Origin of the sequence: Spiroplasma poulsonii (assembly GCF_009866525.1) — a bacterium.
Classification (GTDB): Bacteria; Bacillota_I; Bacilli_A; order Mycoplasmatales; family Mycoplasmataceae; genus Spiroplasma; species Spiroplasma poulsonii.
Window position 1 is genome coordinate 587,277 of sequence record NZ_CM020866.1, and the last position, 17,910, is coordinate 605,186.

The 17,910-nt window shown below is 27.1% G+C and carries 20 protein-coding genes and 2 pseudogenes; 19 read left to right on the forward strand and 3 right to left on the reverse strand.

Annotated features, from left to right (window positions below; genetic code table 4):
- Positions 1-4 precede the first annotated feature (4 nt).
- From MSROBK_RS03220 to MSROBK_RS03255, 9 genes and pseudogenes are all read left to right on the forward strand, one after another.
- Entirely contained in the window at positions 5-661 is a 657-nt protein-coding gene (locus tag MSROBK_RS03220) for an IS3 family transposase (protein WP_242441473.1), read from the forward strand.
- Between the two features lie 146 nt (positions 662-807).
- Positions 808-1,260, forward strand: a complete 453-nt coding sequence (locus MSROBK_RS13065; RefSeq protein WP_040092446.1) for an IS5 family transposase — start codon at positions 808-810, stop codon at positions 1,258-1,260.
- Positions 1,245-1,643 (forward strand): transposase family protein, encoded by a 399-nt coding sequence (locus MSROBK_RS13070; RefSeq protein WP_242441474.1) that lies wholly within the window; start codon positions 1,245-1,247, stop codon positions 1,641-1,643. The genes MSROBK_RS13065 and MSROBK_RS13070 overlap by 16 nt, the downstream gene beginning before the upstream one ends.
- A 150-nt stretch (positions 1,644-1,793) precedes the next feature.
- Complete coding sequence (locus MSROBK_RS03230; protein ID WP_040093087.1) at positions 1,794-2,078, forward strand: helix-turn-helix domain-containing protein; 285 nt, start codon at positions 1,794-1,796, stop codon at positions 2,076-2,078.
- Positions 2,063-2,461, forward strand: a complete 399-nt coding sequence (locus MSROBK_RS03235) for a transposase family protein (protein WP_242441474.1) — start codon at positions 2,063-2,065, stop codon at positions 2,459-2,461. The genes MSROBK_RS03230 and MSROBK_RS03235 overlap by 16 nt, the downstream gene beginning before the upstream one ends.
- Before the next feature lie 345 nt (positions 2,462-2,806).
- Positions 2,807-3,097: pseudogene (gene rplU, locus MSROBK_RS11455) on the forward strand (50S ribosomal protein L21); the annotation flags it as partial.
- A gap of 239 nt (positions 3,098-3,336) precedes the next feature.
- Complete coding sequence (locus tag MSROBK_RS03245; RefSeq protein WP_040093091.1) at positions 3,337-3,651, forward strand: ribosomal-processing cysteine protease Prp; 315 nt, start codon at positions 3,337-3,339, stop codon at positions 3,649-3,651.
- Between the two features lie 2 nt (positions 3,652-3,653).
- Positions 3,654-3,944 carry a 50S ribosomal protein L27 gene (rpmA, locus tag MSROBK_RS03250; protein WP_040093422.1) on the forward strand — a complete coding sequence of 97 codons (291 nt, stop codon included), beginning with the start codon at positions 3,654-3,656 and terminating at the stop codon, positions 3,942-3,944.
- Between the two features lie 90 nt (positions 3,945-4,034).
- Entirely contained in the window at positions 4,035-4,805 is a 771-nt protein-coding gene (locus MSROBK_RS03255) for a Pr6Pr family membrane protein (RefSeq protein WP_052443455.1), read from the forward strand.
- 155 nt (positions 4,806-4,960) lie between these two features.
- On the opposite strand, the gene MSROBK_RS13075 is transcribed toward MSROBK_RS03255, so the two are convergent.
- Both MSROBK_RS13075 and MSROBK_RS13080 read right to left on the reverse strand, forming a co-directional pair.
- Positions 4,961-5,359, reverse strand: a complete 399-nt coding sequence (locus tag MSROBK_RS13075; protein ID WP_242441474.1) for a transposase family protein — start codon at positions 5,357-5,359, stop codon at positions 4,961-4,963.
- Positions 5,344-5,715 carry an IS5 family transposase gene (locus MSROBK_RS13080; protein ID WP_040093092.1) on the reverse strand — a complete coding sequence of 124 codons (372 nt, stop codon included), beginning with the start codon at positions 5,713-5,715 and terminating at the stop codon, positions 5,344-5,346. The genes MSROBK_RS13075 and MSROBK_RS13080 overlap by 16 nt, the downstream gene beginning before the upstream one ends.
- 135 nt (positions 5,716-5,850) lie before the next feature.
- On the opposite strand from MSROBK_RS13080, the gene MSROBK_RS03265 reads away from it, so the two are divergent.
- From MSROBK_RS03265 to MSROBK_RS03275, 3 genes and pseudogenes are all read left to right on the forward strand, one after another.
- Complete coding sequence (locus MSROBK_RS03265) at positions 5,851-6,126, forward strand: IS3 family transposase (RefSeq protein ID WP_040092565.1); 276 nt, start codon at positions 5,851-5,853, stop codon at positions 6,124-6,126.
- Between the two features lie 32 nt (positions 6,127-6,158).
- Positions 6,159-6,959: an IS3 family transposase gene (locus MSROBK_RS03270; RefSeq protein WP_242441467.1), complete on the forward strand. Its 801-nt coding sequence runs from the start codon at positions 6,159-6,161 to the stop codon at positions 6,957-6,959.
- Between the two features lie 176 nt (positions 6,960-7,135).
- Positions 7,136-7,579: pseudogene (locus MSROBK_RS03275) on the forward strand (transposase family protein); the annotation flags it as partial.
- Positions 7,580-7,664: 85 nt separating this feature from the next.
- Here the strand turns inward: MSROBK_RS03275 and MSROBK_RS03280 are convergent.
- Positions 7,665-8,084: a helix-turn-helix domain-containing protein gene (locus MSROBK_RS03280; RefSeq protein ID WP_052443456.1), complete on the reverse strand. Its 420-nt coding sequence runs from the start codon at positions 8,082-8,084 to the stop codon at positions 7,665-7,667.
- A 235-nt stretch (positions 8,085-8,319) separates the two neighbouring features.
- On the opposite strand from MSROBK_RS03280, the gene MSROBK_RS03285 reads away from it, so the two are divergent.
- From MSROBK_RS03285 to MSROBK_RS03315, 7 genes are all read left to right on the forward strand, one after another.
- Positions 8,320-9,489, forward strand: coding sequence for an AEC family transporter (locus MSROBK_RS03285; RefSeq protein WP_040093093.1), 1,170 nt, complete (start codon positions 8,320-8,322; stop codon positions 9,487-9,489).
- A gap of 296 nt (positions 9,490-9,785) precedes the next feature.
- Positions 9,786-12,452 carry a valine--tRNA ligase gene (locus MSROBK_RS03290; RefSeq protein WP_040093095.1) on the forward strand — a complete coding sequence of 889 codons (2,667 nt, stop codon included), beginning with the start codon at positions 9,786-9,788 and terminating at the stop codon, positions 12,450-12,452.
- Complete coding sequence (gene trmFO / locus MSROBK_RS03295; protein ID WP_040093097.1) at positions 12,433-13,767, forward strand: methylenetetrahydrofolate--tRNA-(uracil(54)-C(5))-methyltransferase (FADH(2)-oxidizing) TrmFO; 1,335 nt, start codon at positions 12,433-12,435, stop codon at positions 13,765-13,767. Before MSROBK_RS03290 ends, trmFO begins: the two co-directional genes overlap by 20 nt.
- 62 nt (positions 13,768-13,829) lie before the next feature.
- On the forward strand, positions 13,830-15,248 hold the full coding sequence (locus MSROBK_RS03300) for an NADP-dependent glyceraldehyde-3-phosphate dehydrogenase (RefSeq protein ID WP_040093098.1): 1,419 nt from the start codon (positions 13,830-13,832) through the stop codon (positions 15,246-15,248).
- A 182-nt stretch (positions 15,249-15,430) separates the two neighbouring features.
- A complete protein-coding gene (locus MSROBK_RS03305) occupies positions 15,431-15,658 on the forward strand; it encodes a hypothetical protein (RefSeq protein ID WP_227991402.1) in 228 nt (75 codons plus the stop codon).
- Between the two features lie 52 nt (positions 15,659-15,710).
- A complete protein-coding gene (locus tag MSROBK_RS03310) occupies positions 15,711-16,154 on the forward strand; it encodes a peroxiredoxin (protein ID WP_040093100.1) in 444 nt (147 codons plus the stop codon).
- Positions 16,155-16,297: 143 nt separating this feature from the next.
- Positions 16,298-17,905, forward strand: coding sequence for an MATE family efflux transporter (locus MSROBK_RS03315; RefSeq protein ID WP_040093101.1), 1,608 nt, complete (start codon positions 16,298-16,300; stop codon positions 17,903-17,905).
- The last annotated feature ends 5 nt before the right edge of the window (positions 17,906-17,910 follow it).

The window sequence follows — 17,910 nt, forward strand, 5'->3', positions numbered from 1 at the left end:
TACAATTACTAATTTATGCAAAACACTAAAAGTTCCTAGATCAACGTTTTATTATCAATTGAAATCAAATAATCCTAAATCAAACCATACTATTGATAATGCTGTTATCAGTATTTTCTTAAAAAGTCGTAAAAATTATGGCACAAGAAAAATTAAAGTTATGTTAGCACAACAAAATATTTTATTATCACGAATAAAAATTAGTAAAATAATGCAAAGATATAACTTAATTTCCAATTATACAAAACTTAAATATAAACATCAAAGTAACAAAAACGCTACATACAAATATCATAATTTGTTAAATCAAGAATTTAATAATTATAAACTACATGAAGTTGTTGTCAGTGATTTAACACAAGTTGCTATCAATAGCAAATGATATTATGTGTGCTTTCTAATTGATTTATTTAATCGTGAAGTTATTGGTTATGATGTTAGTTCTCATAAAGATGCCAAATTAGTTGAAAATACTTTTAAAAAGCTTAGTTTTTCTTTAGATAATATTAAAATATTTCATACTGATCAAGGCAGCGAATTTAATAACAATATCATTTACAATCTTTTAGCTAAAAACAATGTTGCAAAATCTTATAGTAAACCAGGCTGTCCTTATGATAATGCTGTTTCTGAATCAACCTATAAAATTTTAAACACATAATTAATTAAAAACAGAAAATTTAAAAATATTGAACAATTTAAATTAGAATTATTTGACTATGTTAATTGATACAATAATAGACTTCTTGCGATACCCTTTTTTATTAAAATATTATTATAAAATATAATTTATGAGGACATAAAAATATGAACAATAATAAATTTAATACTCTTAATGATAGAGAATGGTTAAGATTAACAGGAATAAAAAAATCCACTTTTAATAAAATGTTAGATATTTTAAAAGTTGCTGAAATAGAAAAATTTAAAAAAGGTGGTAAAACTAATAAATTATCATTAGAAAATAGATTATTGATGACTTTATTATATTGACGAGAATATCAGACTTATTTTCATCTTGGTAAAAGTTTTGATATTAGTGAGGCTAATTGTTATCGTAATATTAAGTGAATTGAAGATATTTTAATTAAAAACTCTGATTTTCAACAACTTGCTGGTAAAAAAGCACTAATAAATGATTATTTTAATGATAAAACTATTATTATTGATGCTACCGAAACTCCAATCCAACGCCCAAAAAAAGACAAAAACAATCTTATTCTGGTAAAAAGAAAAAACACACGATCAAAACACAAGTAATTATCGAACAAGAAACCAAAAAAATTATTGCAACAAGTTTTTCGCTCGGAAAAAAACATGATTATGCTTTATTTAAAGAATCAAAAATCCCAATTTTAAAAAATACCAAATTAATAGTCGATAGTGGTTATCAAGGAATACAAAAAAATCACAATAATGTTCTAATACCTACAAAGAAAACAAAGAAAAACCCTTTAAACAAAGAACAAAAGCAATATAATAGACTAGTTTCAAAAATGAGAATTATTATTGAAAATATTTTTGCTATTCTTAAAAAATTTAAAATTATTACAGAAAAATATCGTAATCGAAGAAAAAGATTTGGTTTAAGATTTAATTTAATTGCCTCAATTTATAATTTACAATTATTATATTTAACATAAAATATTTATTTAAAATTAAATAATTTAAATAATAAATTAATTTTTCGTTGTGGAAAAATATTAAATTTTTAAATAAAAAACATAATTAATTAAAATTATATTTTTCTATTAGTATCTTTTTTACAAATATTTGCAATTTTTTAACAAGTAATGCAAGAAGTCTATTGACGAGAATATCAGACTTATTTTCATCTTGGTAAAAGTTTTGATATTAGTGAGGCTAATTGTTATCGTAATATTAAGTGAATTGAAGATATTTTAATTAAAAACTCTGATTTTCAACAACTTGCTGGTAAAAAAGCACTAATAAATGATTATTTTAATGATAAAACTATTATTATTGATGCTACCGAAACTCCAATCCAACGCCCAAAAAAAGACAAAAACAATCTTATTCTGGTAAAAAGAAAAAACACACGATCAAAACACAAGTAATTATCGAACAAGAAACCAAAAAAATTATTGCAACAAGTTTTTCGCTCGGAAAAAAACATGATTATGCTTTATTTAAAGAATCAAAAATCCCAATTTTAAAAAATACCAAATTAATAGTTGATAGTGGTTATCAAGGAATACAAAAAAATCACAATAATGTTCTAATACCTACAAAGAAAACAAAGAAAAACCCTTTAAACAAAGAACAAAAGCAATATAATAGACTAGTTTCAAAAATGAGAATTATTATTGAAAATATTTTTGCTATTCTTAAAAAATTTAAAATTATTACAGAAAAATATCGTAATCGAAGAAAAAGATTTGGTTTAAGATTTAATTTAATTGCCTCAATTTATAATTTACAATTATTATATTTAACATAAAATATTTATTTAAAATTAAATAATTTAAATAATAAATTAATTTTTCGTTGTGGAAAAATATTAAATTTTTAAATAAAAAACATAATTAATTAAAATTATATTTTTCTATTAGTATCTTTTTTACAAATATTTGCAATTTTTTAACAAGTAATGCAAGAAGTCTAATATAATAATTAAAATTAAGTTAAGAAATATTAAAAAATAAAATATTTATTGAATTTTTTCAAGATAACGATATAATTAATTATGGTTGTTTCAGTTTCAACCGCTCTTTGACTTTTAAGTACCTAAAGGATATGTAATACTTATCTACTTACAAGGCGAGTATAAACTGGAGGTGTAAAAATGTTTGCAATAATTAAAACTGGGGGGAAACAATTACGTGTTTCTCAAGGTGATGAAATATTTGTTGAAATGTTAAACGGTAACGAAGGTGAAAAAGTTAATTTTACCGAAGTTTTAATGGTTGATGGAAAAGTAGGAACTCCCTTTTTAAAAGGGGCATCAGTAACCGGGACAATTTTAAAACAAGGAAAACAAAAGAAAATTGTTGTGTTTCATTATAAACCAAAGAAAACACAACATAAGAAGTATGGTCATCGTCAGCCATACACAAAAATTAAAATTGACCAAATTTTATTGTCAGGGACAGCAAAACCAGCTGTAGCAGCAGAAACTAAACCAGCAGCAGTAGCAAAACCTGCAACGAGTGCTGAACCAAAACCGGTTGTGAAACCTGTGGTAAGTAAACCAGCACCAGCAGCAAAACCGGCAACAGTAAAATCAACAACTGCGGCGAAACCTGCTGCAAAAACTTCAACAACAACATCAGCAAAAAAACCAGTAACAAAAACAGAAAAAAATGATAAATAATTATGATTAAAATTATAATTAATAAAACTGAACAAAAATTTACAAAAATTGAAATTACTGGTCATGCACAGGCAGGTGAATATGGTAAAGACCTTGTTTGTGCAGCAATAACAGGAATTGCAACAGGTGGTTTAAATGCAATTGATCAAATTAAACCAAATAGTTGTGAATTTGTTATTAATGAAGGATTAATTACTATCATCGTAAAAGAAAATAGTTCTGATTTACAAGTTATTTTACAAACGATGTATTATCAATTTTTAACAATTTATCAGCAATACCAAGAATTTATTAGTGTAAAGGAGGTTGAAGAATAATGATGAAGTTCTTATTAGGCTTACAGTTATTTGCTTCAAAAAAAGGAGTAGGGTCGACTAAAAATGGTCGTGATTCACATTCAAAACGTTTAGGCGCAAAAAGAGCTGATGGCCAAGGAATTCGAGCTGGATCAATAATTTATCGTCAACGCGGAACAAAAGTTCACCCAGGAGTAAATGTTGGGCGTGGTGGGGATGATACCTTATTTGCTTTAATCGATGGGATTGTTAAGTTTGAAAAATTTGGACGAAACAAAACAAAAGCATCAGTTTATCAAAAACCAGCAAAATAAACAAAAATAAAAATACTAATTTACCCCAAAAGGTAGCATTAGTATTTTTTTAATTATATAATAATTGAAATATTTAAAAGGAGGATTAAAATGTTTTACAAGAAGGAGATATGAAGAGACTGACGAGTTTACTACAAATTACTCTTTGCAGTTTTAATTGGGTACGGTATTTTTGCGGCATTGATTGAAAGTTATGTTCATGGAATTACTGTTACTGTGAAAAATCCGACATGATCAGAGGAAACAACAAAAAACTTTATCAATGATAAAGGTGATTATACTTTTAATTATTTTAGTTATTTTACAATTCAAATAAATCTGTTAGTATTTGCCTGATTACTTGGAGCAGGGTTATTTCCTAAATATGAAGGAAAAAACAAGTGATTAGGTTACAATATGACTTTAGCAATTACAATTTATATTAGTATTACTTTTTTAATTTTTAATTTAATGTTATTACCAGTTGAACAACCACAAACTTGAAGAGCTTGGTTGTATTCAACAATTCAACACGTTATTTGTCCAATAGTCATGATTGTTTATTTTTTATTCTTTATGGAACGAGAAAATAATATTAAAACAACAAAAGTTTATTGAAGACAAGATCTTTGAAAATTTTATTTTTATCCAATTGTATGAACAATTGTGAATATGATTCGTGGTGAATTTCGTTGACAAGCGGGGAAAGCATTTCCCTATCAATATTTTTTCTTAAATGTTCATAAATCATTAGCTGGAATTCCTGGGGTGGTATGGTTTATCATCGCTGTGATTGCTATTGCAGGGTTAGTTTTTGGGCTAGGAACCCTGTATAATTTTTGTTCATATAAGTTTGTTAATAAGAAAAAAATTGTGAAATAATAGACTTCTTGCATTACTTGTTAAAAAATTGCAAATATTTGTAAAAAAGATACTAATAGAAAAATATAATTTTAATTAATTATGTTTTTTATTTAAAAATTTAATATTTTTCCACAACGAAAAATTAATTTATTATTTAATTTTAAATAAATATTTTATGTTAAATATAATAATTGTAAATTATAAATTGAGGCAATTAAATTAAATCTTAAACCAAATCTTTTTCTTCGATTACGATATTTTTCTGTAATAATTTTAAATTTTTTAAGAATAGCAAAAATATTTTCAATAATAATTCTCATTTTTGAAACTAGTCTATTATATTGCTTTTGTTCTTTGTTTAAAGGGTTTTTCTTTGTTTTCTTTGTAGGTATTAGAACATTATTGTGATTTTTTTGTATTCCTTGATAACCACTATCAACTATTAATTTGGTATTTTTTAAAATTGGGATTTTTGATTCTTTAAATAAAGCATAATCATGTTTTTTTCCGAGCGAAAAACTTGTTGCAATAATTTTTTTGGTTTCTTGTTCGATAATTACTTGTGTTTTGATCGTGTGTTTTTTCTTTTTACCAGAATAAGATTGTTTTTGTCTTTTTTTGGGCGTTGGATTGGAGTTTCGGTAGCATCAATAATAATAGTTTTATCATTAAAATAATCATTTATTAGTGCTTTTTTACCAGCAAGTTGTTGAAAATCAGAGTTTTTAATTAAAATATCTTCAATTCACTTAATATTACGATAACAATTAGCCTCACTAATATCAAAACTTTTACCAAGATGAAAATAAGTCTGATATTCTCGTCAATATAATAAAGTCATCAATAATCTATTTTCTAATGATAACTTATTAGTTTTACCACCTTTTTTAAATTTTTCTATTTCAGCAACTTTTAAAATATCTAACATTTTATTAAAAGTGGATTTTTTTATTCCTGTTAATCTTAACCATTCTCTATCATTAAGATGGATGGGTTAAGATAAATTGGACAACAATAATGTGGAGTAAGGATTATAATTAAATTAATAAATGGAGGTGTAATTATGGCAAAGAATCATTATACCGATGAATTTAAACAACAAATTGTTAGTCTTTATAAAACAGGTAAAACAGCAAAACAATTGTCCAGTGACTATCAGGTCGGTAAATCAACAGTTTGAAAATGAATTTATGAATTCAATAATTCTGGTTCATTTAAAGCAAAAGATAATCGAAGCCCAGAAGAAAATGAACTAATTCATCTAAGAAAAGAAATTAAACAATTACGAATGGAAAATGATATTTTAAAGCAAGCCACACTGATAATAGGCAAAAAATAGTAATTATTAAAAACAACAAAGAAAAATATGCAATTACTAATTTATGCAAAACACTAAAAGTTCCTAGATCAACGTTTTATTATCAATTGAAATCAAATAATCCTAAATCAAACCATACTATTGATAATGCTGTTATCAGTATTTTCTTAAAAAGTCGTAAAAATTATGGCACAAGAAAAATTAAAGTTATGTTAGCACAACAAAATATTTTATTATCACGAATAAAAATTAGTAAAATAATGCAAAGATATAACTTAATTTCCAATTATACAAAACTTAAATATAAACATCAAAGTAACAAAAACGCTATATACAAATATCATAATTTGTTAAATCAAGAATTTAATAATTATAAACTACATGAAGTTGTTGTCAGTGATTTAACACAAGTTGCTATCAATAGCAAATGATATTATGTGTGCTTTCTAATTGATTTATTTAATCGTGAAGTTATTGGTTATGATGTTAGTTCTCATAAAGATGCCAAATTAGTTGAAAATACTTTTAAAAAGCTTAGTTTTTCTTTAGATAATATTAAAATATTTCATACTGATCAAGGCAGCGAATTTAATAACAATATCATTTACAATCTTTTAGCTAAAAACAATGTTGCAAAATCTTATAGTAAACCAGGCTGTCCTTATGATAATGCTGTTTCTGAATCAACCTATAAAATTTTAAAAACAGAATTAATTAAAAACAGAAAATTTAAAAATATTGAACAATTTAAATTAGAATTATTTGACTATGTTAATTGATACAATAATGTACGAATTCACAGCAAATTAAATTATTTAACACCAATTGAATATAAAAATCTTTACTCTACATAAAATTTGTCCAAAAAACCCTTGCCATTCCAAGAGTATTAAATTTATTATTGTTCATATTTTTATGTCCTCATAAATTATATTTTATAATAATATTTTAATAAAAAAGGGTATCGCAAGAAGTCTAATGATAAAACTATTATTATTGATGCTACCGAAACTCCAATCCAACGCCCAAAAAAAGACAAAAACAATCTTATTCTGGTAAAAAGAAAAAACACACGATCAAAACACAAGTAATTATCGAACAAGAAACCAAAAAAATTATTGCAACAAGTTTTTCGCTCGGAAAAAAACATGATTATGCTTTATTTAAAGAATCAAAAATCCCAATTTTAAAAAATACCAAATTAATAGTTGATAGTGGTTATCAAGGAATACAAAAAAATCACAATAATGTTCTAATACCTACAAAGAAAACAAAGAAAAACCCTTTAAACAAAGAACAAAAGCAATATAATAGACTAGTTTCAAAAATGAGAATTATTATTGAAAATATTTTTGCTATTCTTAAAAAATTTAAAATTATTACAGAAAAATATCGTAATCGAAGAAAAAGATTTGGTTTAAGATTTAATTTAATTGCCTCAATTTATAATTTACAATTATTATATTTAACATAAAATATTTATTTAAAATTAAATAATTTAAATAATAAATTAATTTTTCGTTGTGGAAAAATATTAAATTTTTAAATAAAAAACATAATTAATTAAAATTATATTTTTCTATTAGTATCTTTTTTACAAATATTTGCAATTTTTTAACAAGTAATGCAAGAAGTCTATTAAAATAATCATTTATTAGTGCTTTTTTACCAGCAAGTTGTTGAAAATCAGAGTTTTTAATTAAAATATCTTCAATTCACTTAATATTACGATAACAATTAGCCTCACTAATATCAAAACTTTTACCAAGATGAAAATAAGTCTGATATTCTCGTCAATATAATAAAGTCATCAATAATCTATTTTCTAATGATAATTTATTAGTTTTACCACCTTTTTTAAATTTTTCTATTTCAGCAACTTTTAAAATATCTAACATTTTATTAAAAGTGGATTTTTTTATTCCTGTTAATCTTAACCATTCTCTATCATTAAGAGTATTAAATTTATTATTGTTCATATTTTTATGTCCTCATAAATTATATTTTATAATAATATTTTAATAAAAAAGGGTATCGCAAGAAGTCTATTATTTTATTTGGTGGATTTATCTTTTTCATGTATAAAGATTGAAACAATAATTTAAAAGGGGCAGAAGAAGTAAACGCAGAAAATGAAACAAATAAAAGTTAGAAATAACTTTTATTTTTATTTTTAAGCGGTAAAATTAAAAAGAATGCTAAATGGAGGACATAATGCAGTTATTATTGGATGAAAATAAAGTTAGCAAGGCAATTATTGACATATTAACAGCATGAAGGTTTTGAAGTGCCATTATTGCTACAATTTTTGTGATATTTTTAGGATGACTTTTAACAAAAAAAGTAACATTAAAACAAGAATGAGATGTTGTTTTTATTAAAATATTAGTTGTAATTGGTTTACCAGCTTTAGTTTTTGAAGGATTTATGTCTGATGCTACTGTTGAAAATGTTAAACAAGAAGCGGCTGTTTTATTAAGCGGTTTTTTATTTTATATTATTTTAGGGATTATTGCAAAATACTTTTATATTAAATATGATCGTGATGTCCAAGATGCGTTATCAATGAGTATTACTTTTGCAGCAACTTCTTTTTTTGGTATTCCAATTGTAACGGCGTTGTTTCCGGGATCTGATGCAAAAATTGCTTCAAATATTTTTAATGTTCCGTACTATGTCTTTTTATATTCATTAGGATTTATTATTATGGGCAAAGATAATAAGGGTTATTTACAAGATAAGGTTGTTATTAGAAATAGTTTTAAGAATCGATATGCTTATGGCTGAAAAATGTTTAAAACTAATTCTAAGAAGATTTTATTGAATCCAATTTTATTAGCGACAATTATTGGATTTACCTTTTGAGTAACACAGTTGATTCCGGGAATTGCTGTTGTTCCTGATCAAAATGTGCTTGGTAGTGGCAAATCATTTTCATCATTACGATTAGATAATACTTTTCCTCCAATTAAAAAAATTTTAGTAACATTACAAGCAATTTGCACGCCGTTAGCATGCTTAGCAATTGGAATTAATTTAACAAAAGAGACGTTAAAAGATAGTTTAAAAAGTTTTAAAACATGATATGGGACAATTATGAAGGTTTTACTAGCGCCAGTTATTGGCTTAGTAATAACCTTGATTGTAACAGCAATTGGAAAAGAAACTGGGGCTTGAACAATGAGTAGTATGGGCTTAACAATTATTATAATTATGTTAGCAGCTCCACCAGCTTCGGTAATTGTTGCATATTCAATTAACTTCAAGAAAGAAACCTTGTTAACAAGTAATGTAACATTATTATCAACTTTAATGTCAATTATTATTTTGCCATTTTGAATTATTGTTACAACAGCCATTGGATCAATTAGTTTATTTACTTAGTTAAACAATTAAGAATAAAGATAAAACTGGTAAAATTGTTGCAATTAATCAAAAAAGAATTATAATAAAACCATAAATATTAGAGGAGTAATTAAACAAAATAGTTCAGAGAGTTAATTGGTGGTGTGAAATTAATCTATTTGTTTAATGAAGGTTACCAATATTTCAACTTGATATTTTAATTAAGATAATAAGTTTGTACTTATTAAAAAAGGATGGTACCGTAATTATTAAATAATAATTGCTCCTATTATTTTAACAAAATAATAGGAGTTTTTATTTAGATAGGAGATTTAATGGCAAAGGAATTAAGTAAAAAGTATAATCATAATCTTGTTGAAGAAGGAAAGTATCAATTTTGAAAAGATGCTGGGTATTTTACCGGTGTTTTAAAGAGTAATAAACCAAGTTTTAGTATTGTGATTCCTCCGCCAAATGTCACTGGAAAGCTACATTTAGGGCATGCATGAGATACAACTTTACAAGATTTAATTATTCGTTATAAAAAGTTAATGGGGTTTGATACGTTATATTTACCAGGAATGGATCATGCCGGGATTGCGACGCAAGCAAAAGTTGAAGAACGGTTACGAATAACAAAAAATGTTTTACGGCATGATTTAGACCGTGAAAAATTTGTTGAACAAGTTTGAGCATGAAAAGAAGAGTATGCGGAGGTAATCCGTGAGCAATGAGCCAAGTTGGGGTTAGCGTTAGATTATTCGCGTGAACAATTTACTCTAAATGATAATTTGTCAGCAGCGGTTCAAAAAGTCTTTATTGATTTATATCAAAAAGGATTAATTTATCGTGGAAAACGAATTATTTCATGAGATCCAGTGCAAAAAACAGCCTTATCAAATATTGAAGTTTTATATCAAGAACAAAAAGGTAAAATGTATTATTTTAAATATTTTCTAGAAAATAGTACTAGTGAATATCTAACTATTGCCACAACCCGCCCAGAAACAATGTTTGCTGATCAATGCGTGGTTGTTAATCCAAATGATGAACGTTATCGGCAATATTGAAATAAAAAGGTTATTAATCCAGCAAATGGTGAGTTAATTCCTGTTCTTTGTGATGACTATGTTGACCAAGAATTTGGTACGGGAGCAATGAAATGTACACCAGCCCATGATGCTAATGACTTTGAAATTGCGTTGCGTCATAATTTAGCAATGCCGATTTGTATGAATACTGATGGAACAATGAATGAAATGGCGGGGGAATATGTTAATCAAGATCGATTTATTGCCCGACAAAATTTAGTTACTGCTTTAACAAAACAAAATTTAGTTGTTGAAATCAAAGACCATTTTCATCAAGTTGGTTTTTCTGAACGAAGTGGAGCAATTGTTGAACCATATTTATCTGACCAATGATTTGTTAAAATGGATTCTTTTGCGAAAAAAATTATTAAATTTCAAGAAACAAAAGATCAAATTAAATTTTATCCATCACGGTTTAACACAACATTAATTAATTGAATGGAAAAAATTCAAGATTGATGTATTTCCCGTCAACTATGATGAGGACATCAAATTCCAGCGTGATATATGAAAGACGACCCGACTAAAATCCATGTTGGATTAACACCACCAGATGATACAAATAATTGATTACAAGATGAAGATGTTTTAGATACATGATTTTCATCAGCATTGTGACCAATTACAACATTAGGATGAACTTGAAATGAAACATTATTTCAACGTTATTTTCCAACTAATGTTTTGGTAACTGGTTATGATATTATTTTCTTTTGAGTTTCAAGAATGATGTTTGATTCATTAGAATTTACTAATGAAAAACCATTTAATGATGTTTTAATTCATGGTTTAATTCGTGATGAAGAAGGTCGCAAAATGAGTAAATCATTAGGAAATGGGATTGATCCAATGGATGTTATTAATGATTATGGAACTGATACATTACGTTATTTTTTAGTGACAAATAGTGCGCCAGGCCAAGATTTACGATATTCGCAAGAAAAAATTAATGGGGCTTGAAATTTTATTAACAAGTTATGGAATGCGGCACGTTATGTTGAAATGAATTTAGCAAGTGATTTTAAACCATTGCTAAAGTTTGACCAAGAAATTGTAGCACTATTAACTAAACATCAAGAAAATGCGATTGACCAATGAATTTTAACAGAGTTAACAAAAACAATTAATAAAGTTAAGGTTAATATGGAAAGATACGAGTTTGTTTTAGTTGGTAAGGATTTATATGATTTTGTATGAAATAAGTTTTGCTCATGATATATTGAATTAACAAAAGTTAATTTACAAAGTGATAATCAAAGAATCAAAGCTGTAACAACACAAACATTATTTTATGTTTTAACACAAATTTTAGTGATGTTACATCCCTTTATTCCATTTGTAACAGAAGAAATTTATCAAAAATTAAATTTAAAAGCATCAATTATGTTAGAAACATATCCAACAACTAATTTTAATTATGATGTAGAATATTTAAATTTAGTAACTGAAATTATTGCTGCAATGCGGGAATTACGTAGTAATTATCAAATTAAAAAACAACAAGTAATTGAAATTTGATTAGATGCGACAAATAATAAAATAAAAATTAATGGGGCAATAATTCCATTAATTAATGATTTCATTTTTAAAATGGTAAATAGTGAAATTAAAGGTATTTTAAAAGAAAAAGATCTGAAACAAACATATATCACAGTTCCATTAACAGATGTGATTTTAGAAGTGGTTGCTAATGATATTATTGATTTAGCAGCAGAACAAATGAAAGTAACCGCTGAATTAAAACGCTTAGAACAAGAGCTTATCCGTAGTAAGAATATTTTAGATAATCAAAACTTTTTGGCAAAGGCAACTCCAGAGAAAATTAAAGTTGAACAAGAGAAATATGCGAAATATTTGGAACAATATGACCAATTAAAAGAAAAGGTAAACTATGGCAAAACTAAAAATTAATATTATTGGTGCTGGTTTAGCTGGAACTGAAGCAGCTTATCAGTTGGCAAGAAGAGGGTTTCAGATTAATTTATATGAAAGTAAACGAATTAATAAAAACCCAGTGCAAAAGCAAGATAGTTTTGCGGAATTAGTTTGTTCAAATTCATTACGAAGTGATAGTTTAACAAATGGTGTTGGGCTCTTAAAACAAGAAATGCTAGCTTTTGATTCATTGATTATTAAAGCTGCTTATGCTAGTCGTGTCCCGGCTGGTGGTGCTTTAGCGGTTGATCGCCAACAGTTTTCAAATTATGTTACAACTTGGGTAACAAAACATCCTAATGTAACTTTAATTGATCAAGAAGTTGCAACAATTGATTTAACAGCAATTACTATAATTGCATCAGGACCATTAACAACACCAAGTTTACAAAAAGAGATTCAACAGTTATTAGGAAAAGAATACTTTTATTTTTATGATGCAGCAGCACCAATTATTGCAAAGGAAAGTATTGATTTTCAAAAGGTTTATTATAAGTCACGCTATGATAAAGGTGAAAGTAAAGATTATATTAATTGTCCAATGACAAGAGCAGAGTTTGAAAGATGAGTACAAGAATTGATTACAGCTGAAACAGTTGCTTTACGTGAATTTGAAAAAGAAATTTATTTTGAAGGATGTATACCAATCGAAGTAATGGCCAAGCGTGGAGTTAAATCATTATTATTTGGACCATTAAAACCAGTTGGGTTAGAAAAACCAAATGGTGAACAACCATATGCTGTTATTCAATTACGCCAAGATGATGCGATTGACACGTTGTATAATGTTGTAGGATTTCAAACTAATTTAAAATTCCCAGAGCAAAAACGTCTTCTGACAATGATACCGGGGTTAGAAAATGCTAATATTGTTCGTTATGGTGTTATTCATAAAAATAATTTTATTAATTCACCAGTGTTGTTAAATCAATTTTTACAATTAAAATCACAACAAAATGTTTTCTTTGCTGGTCAAATTACAGGTGTTGAAGGTTATGTTGAATCAGCAGCAACCGGGATTATTAGTGCGCTTAATATTGCAAACTTTTTAAATAACAAGGCAATGTTAACTTTTCCTCCTGAAACAATGATGGGAGCATTAATTAACTATATTATTAATGCTTCATCAACTAATTTTCAACCAATGAAGGCTAACTTTGGGATTGTCCCTAATCTTGATCAACATTTTAAAGCAAAAGTCGACAAATACTTAGCATATAGTGACCGTGTCTTAACAAAATTAACCAATTTTATTAAAAACAATAAGTTAAATGATGAAATTAACTTTTAATAATTTTAAAAAAGCATAGAATAGAAGTAGAATGAATATGAAGAGAAAAGAGGCAGTGAAAAATGAGCTTAGAATTAAACGCATTAATTAATGGCGAATTAATGAATAATGGCGATTGATTAGAAATTATATCACCAATTGATAATAAACCCTATGGACGTGTTCCAGCTTTAAAAGAAAAAGAAATTAAGCAAGCTTTTCAAACAGCACGCCAAGCCCAAAAACCTTGAGCAAAATTAACCTTGTTTGAACGGATTAGTTATTTACGAAAATGAGCAGATTTATTGTTAGTTCATAAAACGAAGTTGGCAAAAACTATGGCTTATGAAGTTGGCAAAAGTTTAAAAGATGGCCAAGTTGAAGTTGAACGAAGCATTGAATATATTGATTACACAATTGAAGAAGCAAAACGAGTTTTTCCAGAAACTTTAACAGGCGATGGTTGAAATGTTCAAAATAAACTTGGCATTTTTTCCCGTGTTCCGAAAGGCGTTGTATTAGCAATTTCACCATTTAATTATCCGGTTAACTTAAGTATTGCTAAAATTGTTCCAAGTTTAGTTGTTGGAAATAGTGTTGTTTTTAAACCAGCAACAAATGGGAGTTTAACGGGATTATATATGGCAAAATTAGCGCATGAAGTTGGTTTTCCGAAAGGTGTCTTTAATGTTGTAACAGGTCGTGGTCGCGATATTGGTGATTTACTAGTTTTAAATCCAGAAATTGATGTAATCTCTTTTACTGGTTCTGTTGCCGTTGGAAATCACATTCGTAAATTAGGCCATGGCAAAGATTTAGTTTTAGAATTAGGTGGAAAAGATCCAGCATTAGTGTTAAAAGATGCTGATTTAGCAAAAGCTGTGAAAGAAATTATTGGTGGAGCTTATTCTTATTCAGGACAACGTTGTACAGCAATTAAACGTGTTTTAGTTGATGAAACAATTGCTGATGAATTAGTTGCACGATTAAAAACAGAAGTTAGCAAGTTAGAGATGGGTTCACCGTTAGAAAACAAAGCAATTATTCCAGTAATTGATATTAAGGCTGCTGAATTTGTCCAAGAATTAATTGATGATGCTTTGGCAAAAAAAGCAACTTTAGTTATTGGAAATCAACGGAAAGATAATTTACTTAGTGCAACTTTAATTGACCATGTTACAGCAGATATGCGATTAGCCTGAGAAGAACCATTTGGACCTGTTTTACCAATTATTCGTTGTAAAAATGTTGAAGAAATGATTATGTTAGCAAATAAATCGAATTTTAAGTTACAAGCATGTATTTTTACTAATGATATTAATGCTGCTTTCAAAATTGCTGGTGAATTAGAAACAGGAACTGTTAATATTAATGGTCGTACGCAACGTGGTCCTGATTCATTTCCATTTTTAGGAATTCATGATTCAGGGCAAGGAGTGCAAGGAATTTGTGAAACCATTAATTCAGTTACTCGTTTTAAAGGTTTAGTAATTAATTACTAAAGTAATTTTAAAGAACCTTTTTTCATTTTATTCTTATTTTATGATATATTATATTTGTAAAGTAGGGGGAAAATAATATGGAACAAAAAGAGGAACAAATGTCCTTACGCGAAGAAAAAATTGAACAATCGTTAAATGAACTAATGTTAACAGTTTAGGATGTCAATTTAGATCTTAGTGAATTGCAAGAACGAGCAAGTTTAAATAATAGCACCGTTGTTGATGATTATGAAAATATTACCGACCAAATAAAAAATATTGAAAAAGAGATCTGTGAATTAGAATATAAGTTTGATATTACTGAAATTTCATTATATTTAATATTTTTAGATTTAAAACTATCATTTAATATTTTAAAAAATAAATTAGAAGCAACAAAGTATTTAATAAAACTTTTTAAAAGACAGTAATCAATTATTATTGTCTTTTCTATTATTGCAATAGCGGGGGAGAGCATTTCAGATGAATTTAAAGCAAGAAAAATTTTTATTTACTGATGGAGAAGAACATCTAATTTCTGATTTTCAAAAAGAAAAGGGTTATATTTTTTATTTTTTTCCAAAGGCAGCAACAGCAGGTTGCGCGCTAGAAACGGTTGCTTATAATCGTTATTATCAAAAATTTTTAACGGCAGGTTATAATGTTATTGGTATTAGTAGAGATAATTTAAAAAAACAAACTAAATTTCAACAAGATCATGCTGTTGAATTTCCAATGCTTTGTGATGTTGATGAAAGATTATGTAAAATGTTTGATGTGTTAAAACAAAAGAAAATGTTTAATAATGTTTATATGGGAATTGAACGTAGTACTTTTTTATTAAATAATGATTTTGAAATTATTGAAGTATGACGAAAAGTAGCCCCAGTTGAACACATTAAAACTGTTTTATCCGCCGTATTGTAACTAATTAGTTATTATAAATTAACAAGGATAATAAATAATAGTTTTAACAACAAATGAATGGTCCGCTTACTAGAATCTAATTTATTATTGCTAATTAAATTAGATTTTGTTTATAAACATAGAAAGAATAATGAGGAAACATAATGGAAGAAAAATTAATAATGACAAAACGCGAACATAAGTTGCGTTATGCTAAACCGTGATCTGCAATTTGGTATTTTTGTGGTCCAATGGTGTTAATTATGGTTATTCAAGGGTTATATAATATTATTGATAAAAATATGGCCCAGAGTTTTACAAGTGTAGATATTATGAAACGATTTATTATTGATGAACATACCGCAAATAATTTAGTAAATATTACAACCGGTTATACAATGACGGCATTTTATACGTTATTTGCCTTTGCATCATTATTTGGTGTTGGAGCATCAATTGTTTTTTCAATGGAATATGGACGGCGTAATATTGCACAAATGCGACGAATTGTTGGGAACATGGTTGGCTTACAAATTGTTTTATCAATTCTGGTTGCCATAGTATTATTCTTTTTAATGAATGAACATTTTGGAGCATTATTGGTCAAAGCTCAAATGAATGGTGGAATGTCAGGACTGGCGCAAAGTCGTTATATTACTTTATCGTGAGAATATTCCCGCGTGTTTATTTTTTGTGCACCACTATTGTTTTTATCGTTTGCGTTACCAACTTTTCTACGAACAGAAGGGAAAGTATTTATTGTTTTAATAATGCAAATTATTTCAATCCCAGTTAATGTTTTATTTTCGTTTATTTTTGCAAAATTAGCACATTTGCAAATGTCGGGAGTAATGATGGGAAGTATGATGGCTTGAATTTTTAACATTGTGTTTTCTGCTTGTGTTATTATTTTTTCAAAAAATTCATATTGTAAATTTAATTGAAGGGAAATGATATGATCACGAGAAATTATCAAACGATCATTTCCAATTGGAATTGGAGCCTTTTTTCTTAATTTTGCAATGGCAATTCAAGTTTTAATTTCAACAATTTTAGTTGTCCATTTGCCAGGTCAAGATGATGTCTTAATTACTGTTAATGGTCAAAAAGTATTAACAACTTCGGTTGGAATTTATATTTGTCAGTTAGTTTATTCTACCGTTTCCCCGTTTATTGTCATTTTTACTTCTGCTGGTGTAGGTTTAGCACAAGGAGCAACTGCGATTTGTGCTTATGCTTTTGGAGCGAAAAAATATAAACGAATTGAACGAATTATTTTTCGAGTTGCAATTTTAGAGGTAGCATGATTTACATTTGTTTTTCTGCTAATTTTAGCATTTGCGGATAAGATGATGTTAATTTATAACTTTCCGCAAGAACTCGTTGGTCACTATCGTTGATACACTGTTTTAGCATTTTCAACTTATATTTTTGCATCAGTAACTTATACTTCAATGGCACTATATTCAGCAATTGGAAAATCAACCCAAACGCTAATATGTTCAATGCTTCGTTCTTTAATTGTAATGGTCCCATTATCATTCATTGGTTATGGAGTTAGTTTATTAACTGGCAATAATATTGATTACTTTATTTTGATTGGCTTAAATGATTTAATTTGTGCCTTCATTATTGGTCCAATGTTAATTTCAACTTGACGAAAAAATAAAGCGAAATTAATTGATCATCCAGATGATTTTGAGCAACAAAACCGTAATAATTTACAAGCTAATGTTGTTGATGCAATTTCATTGGAAAGTGATATTAAATAAAAAAT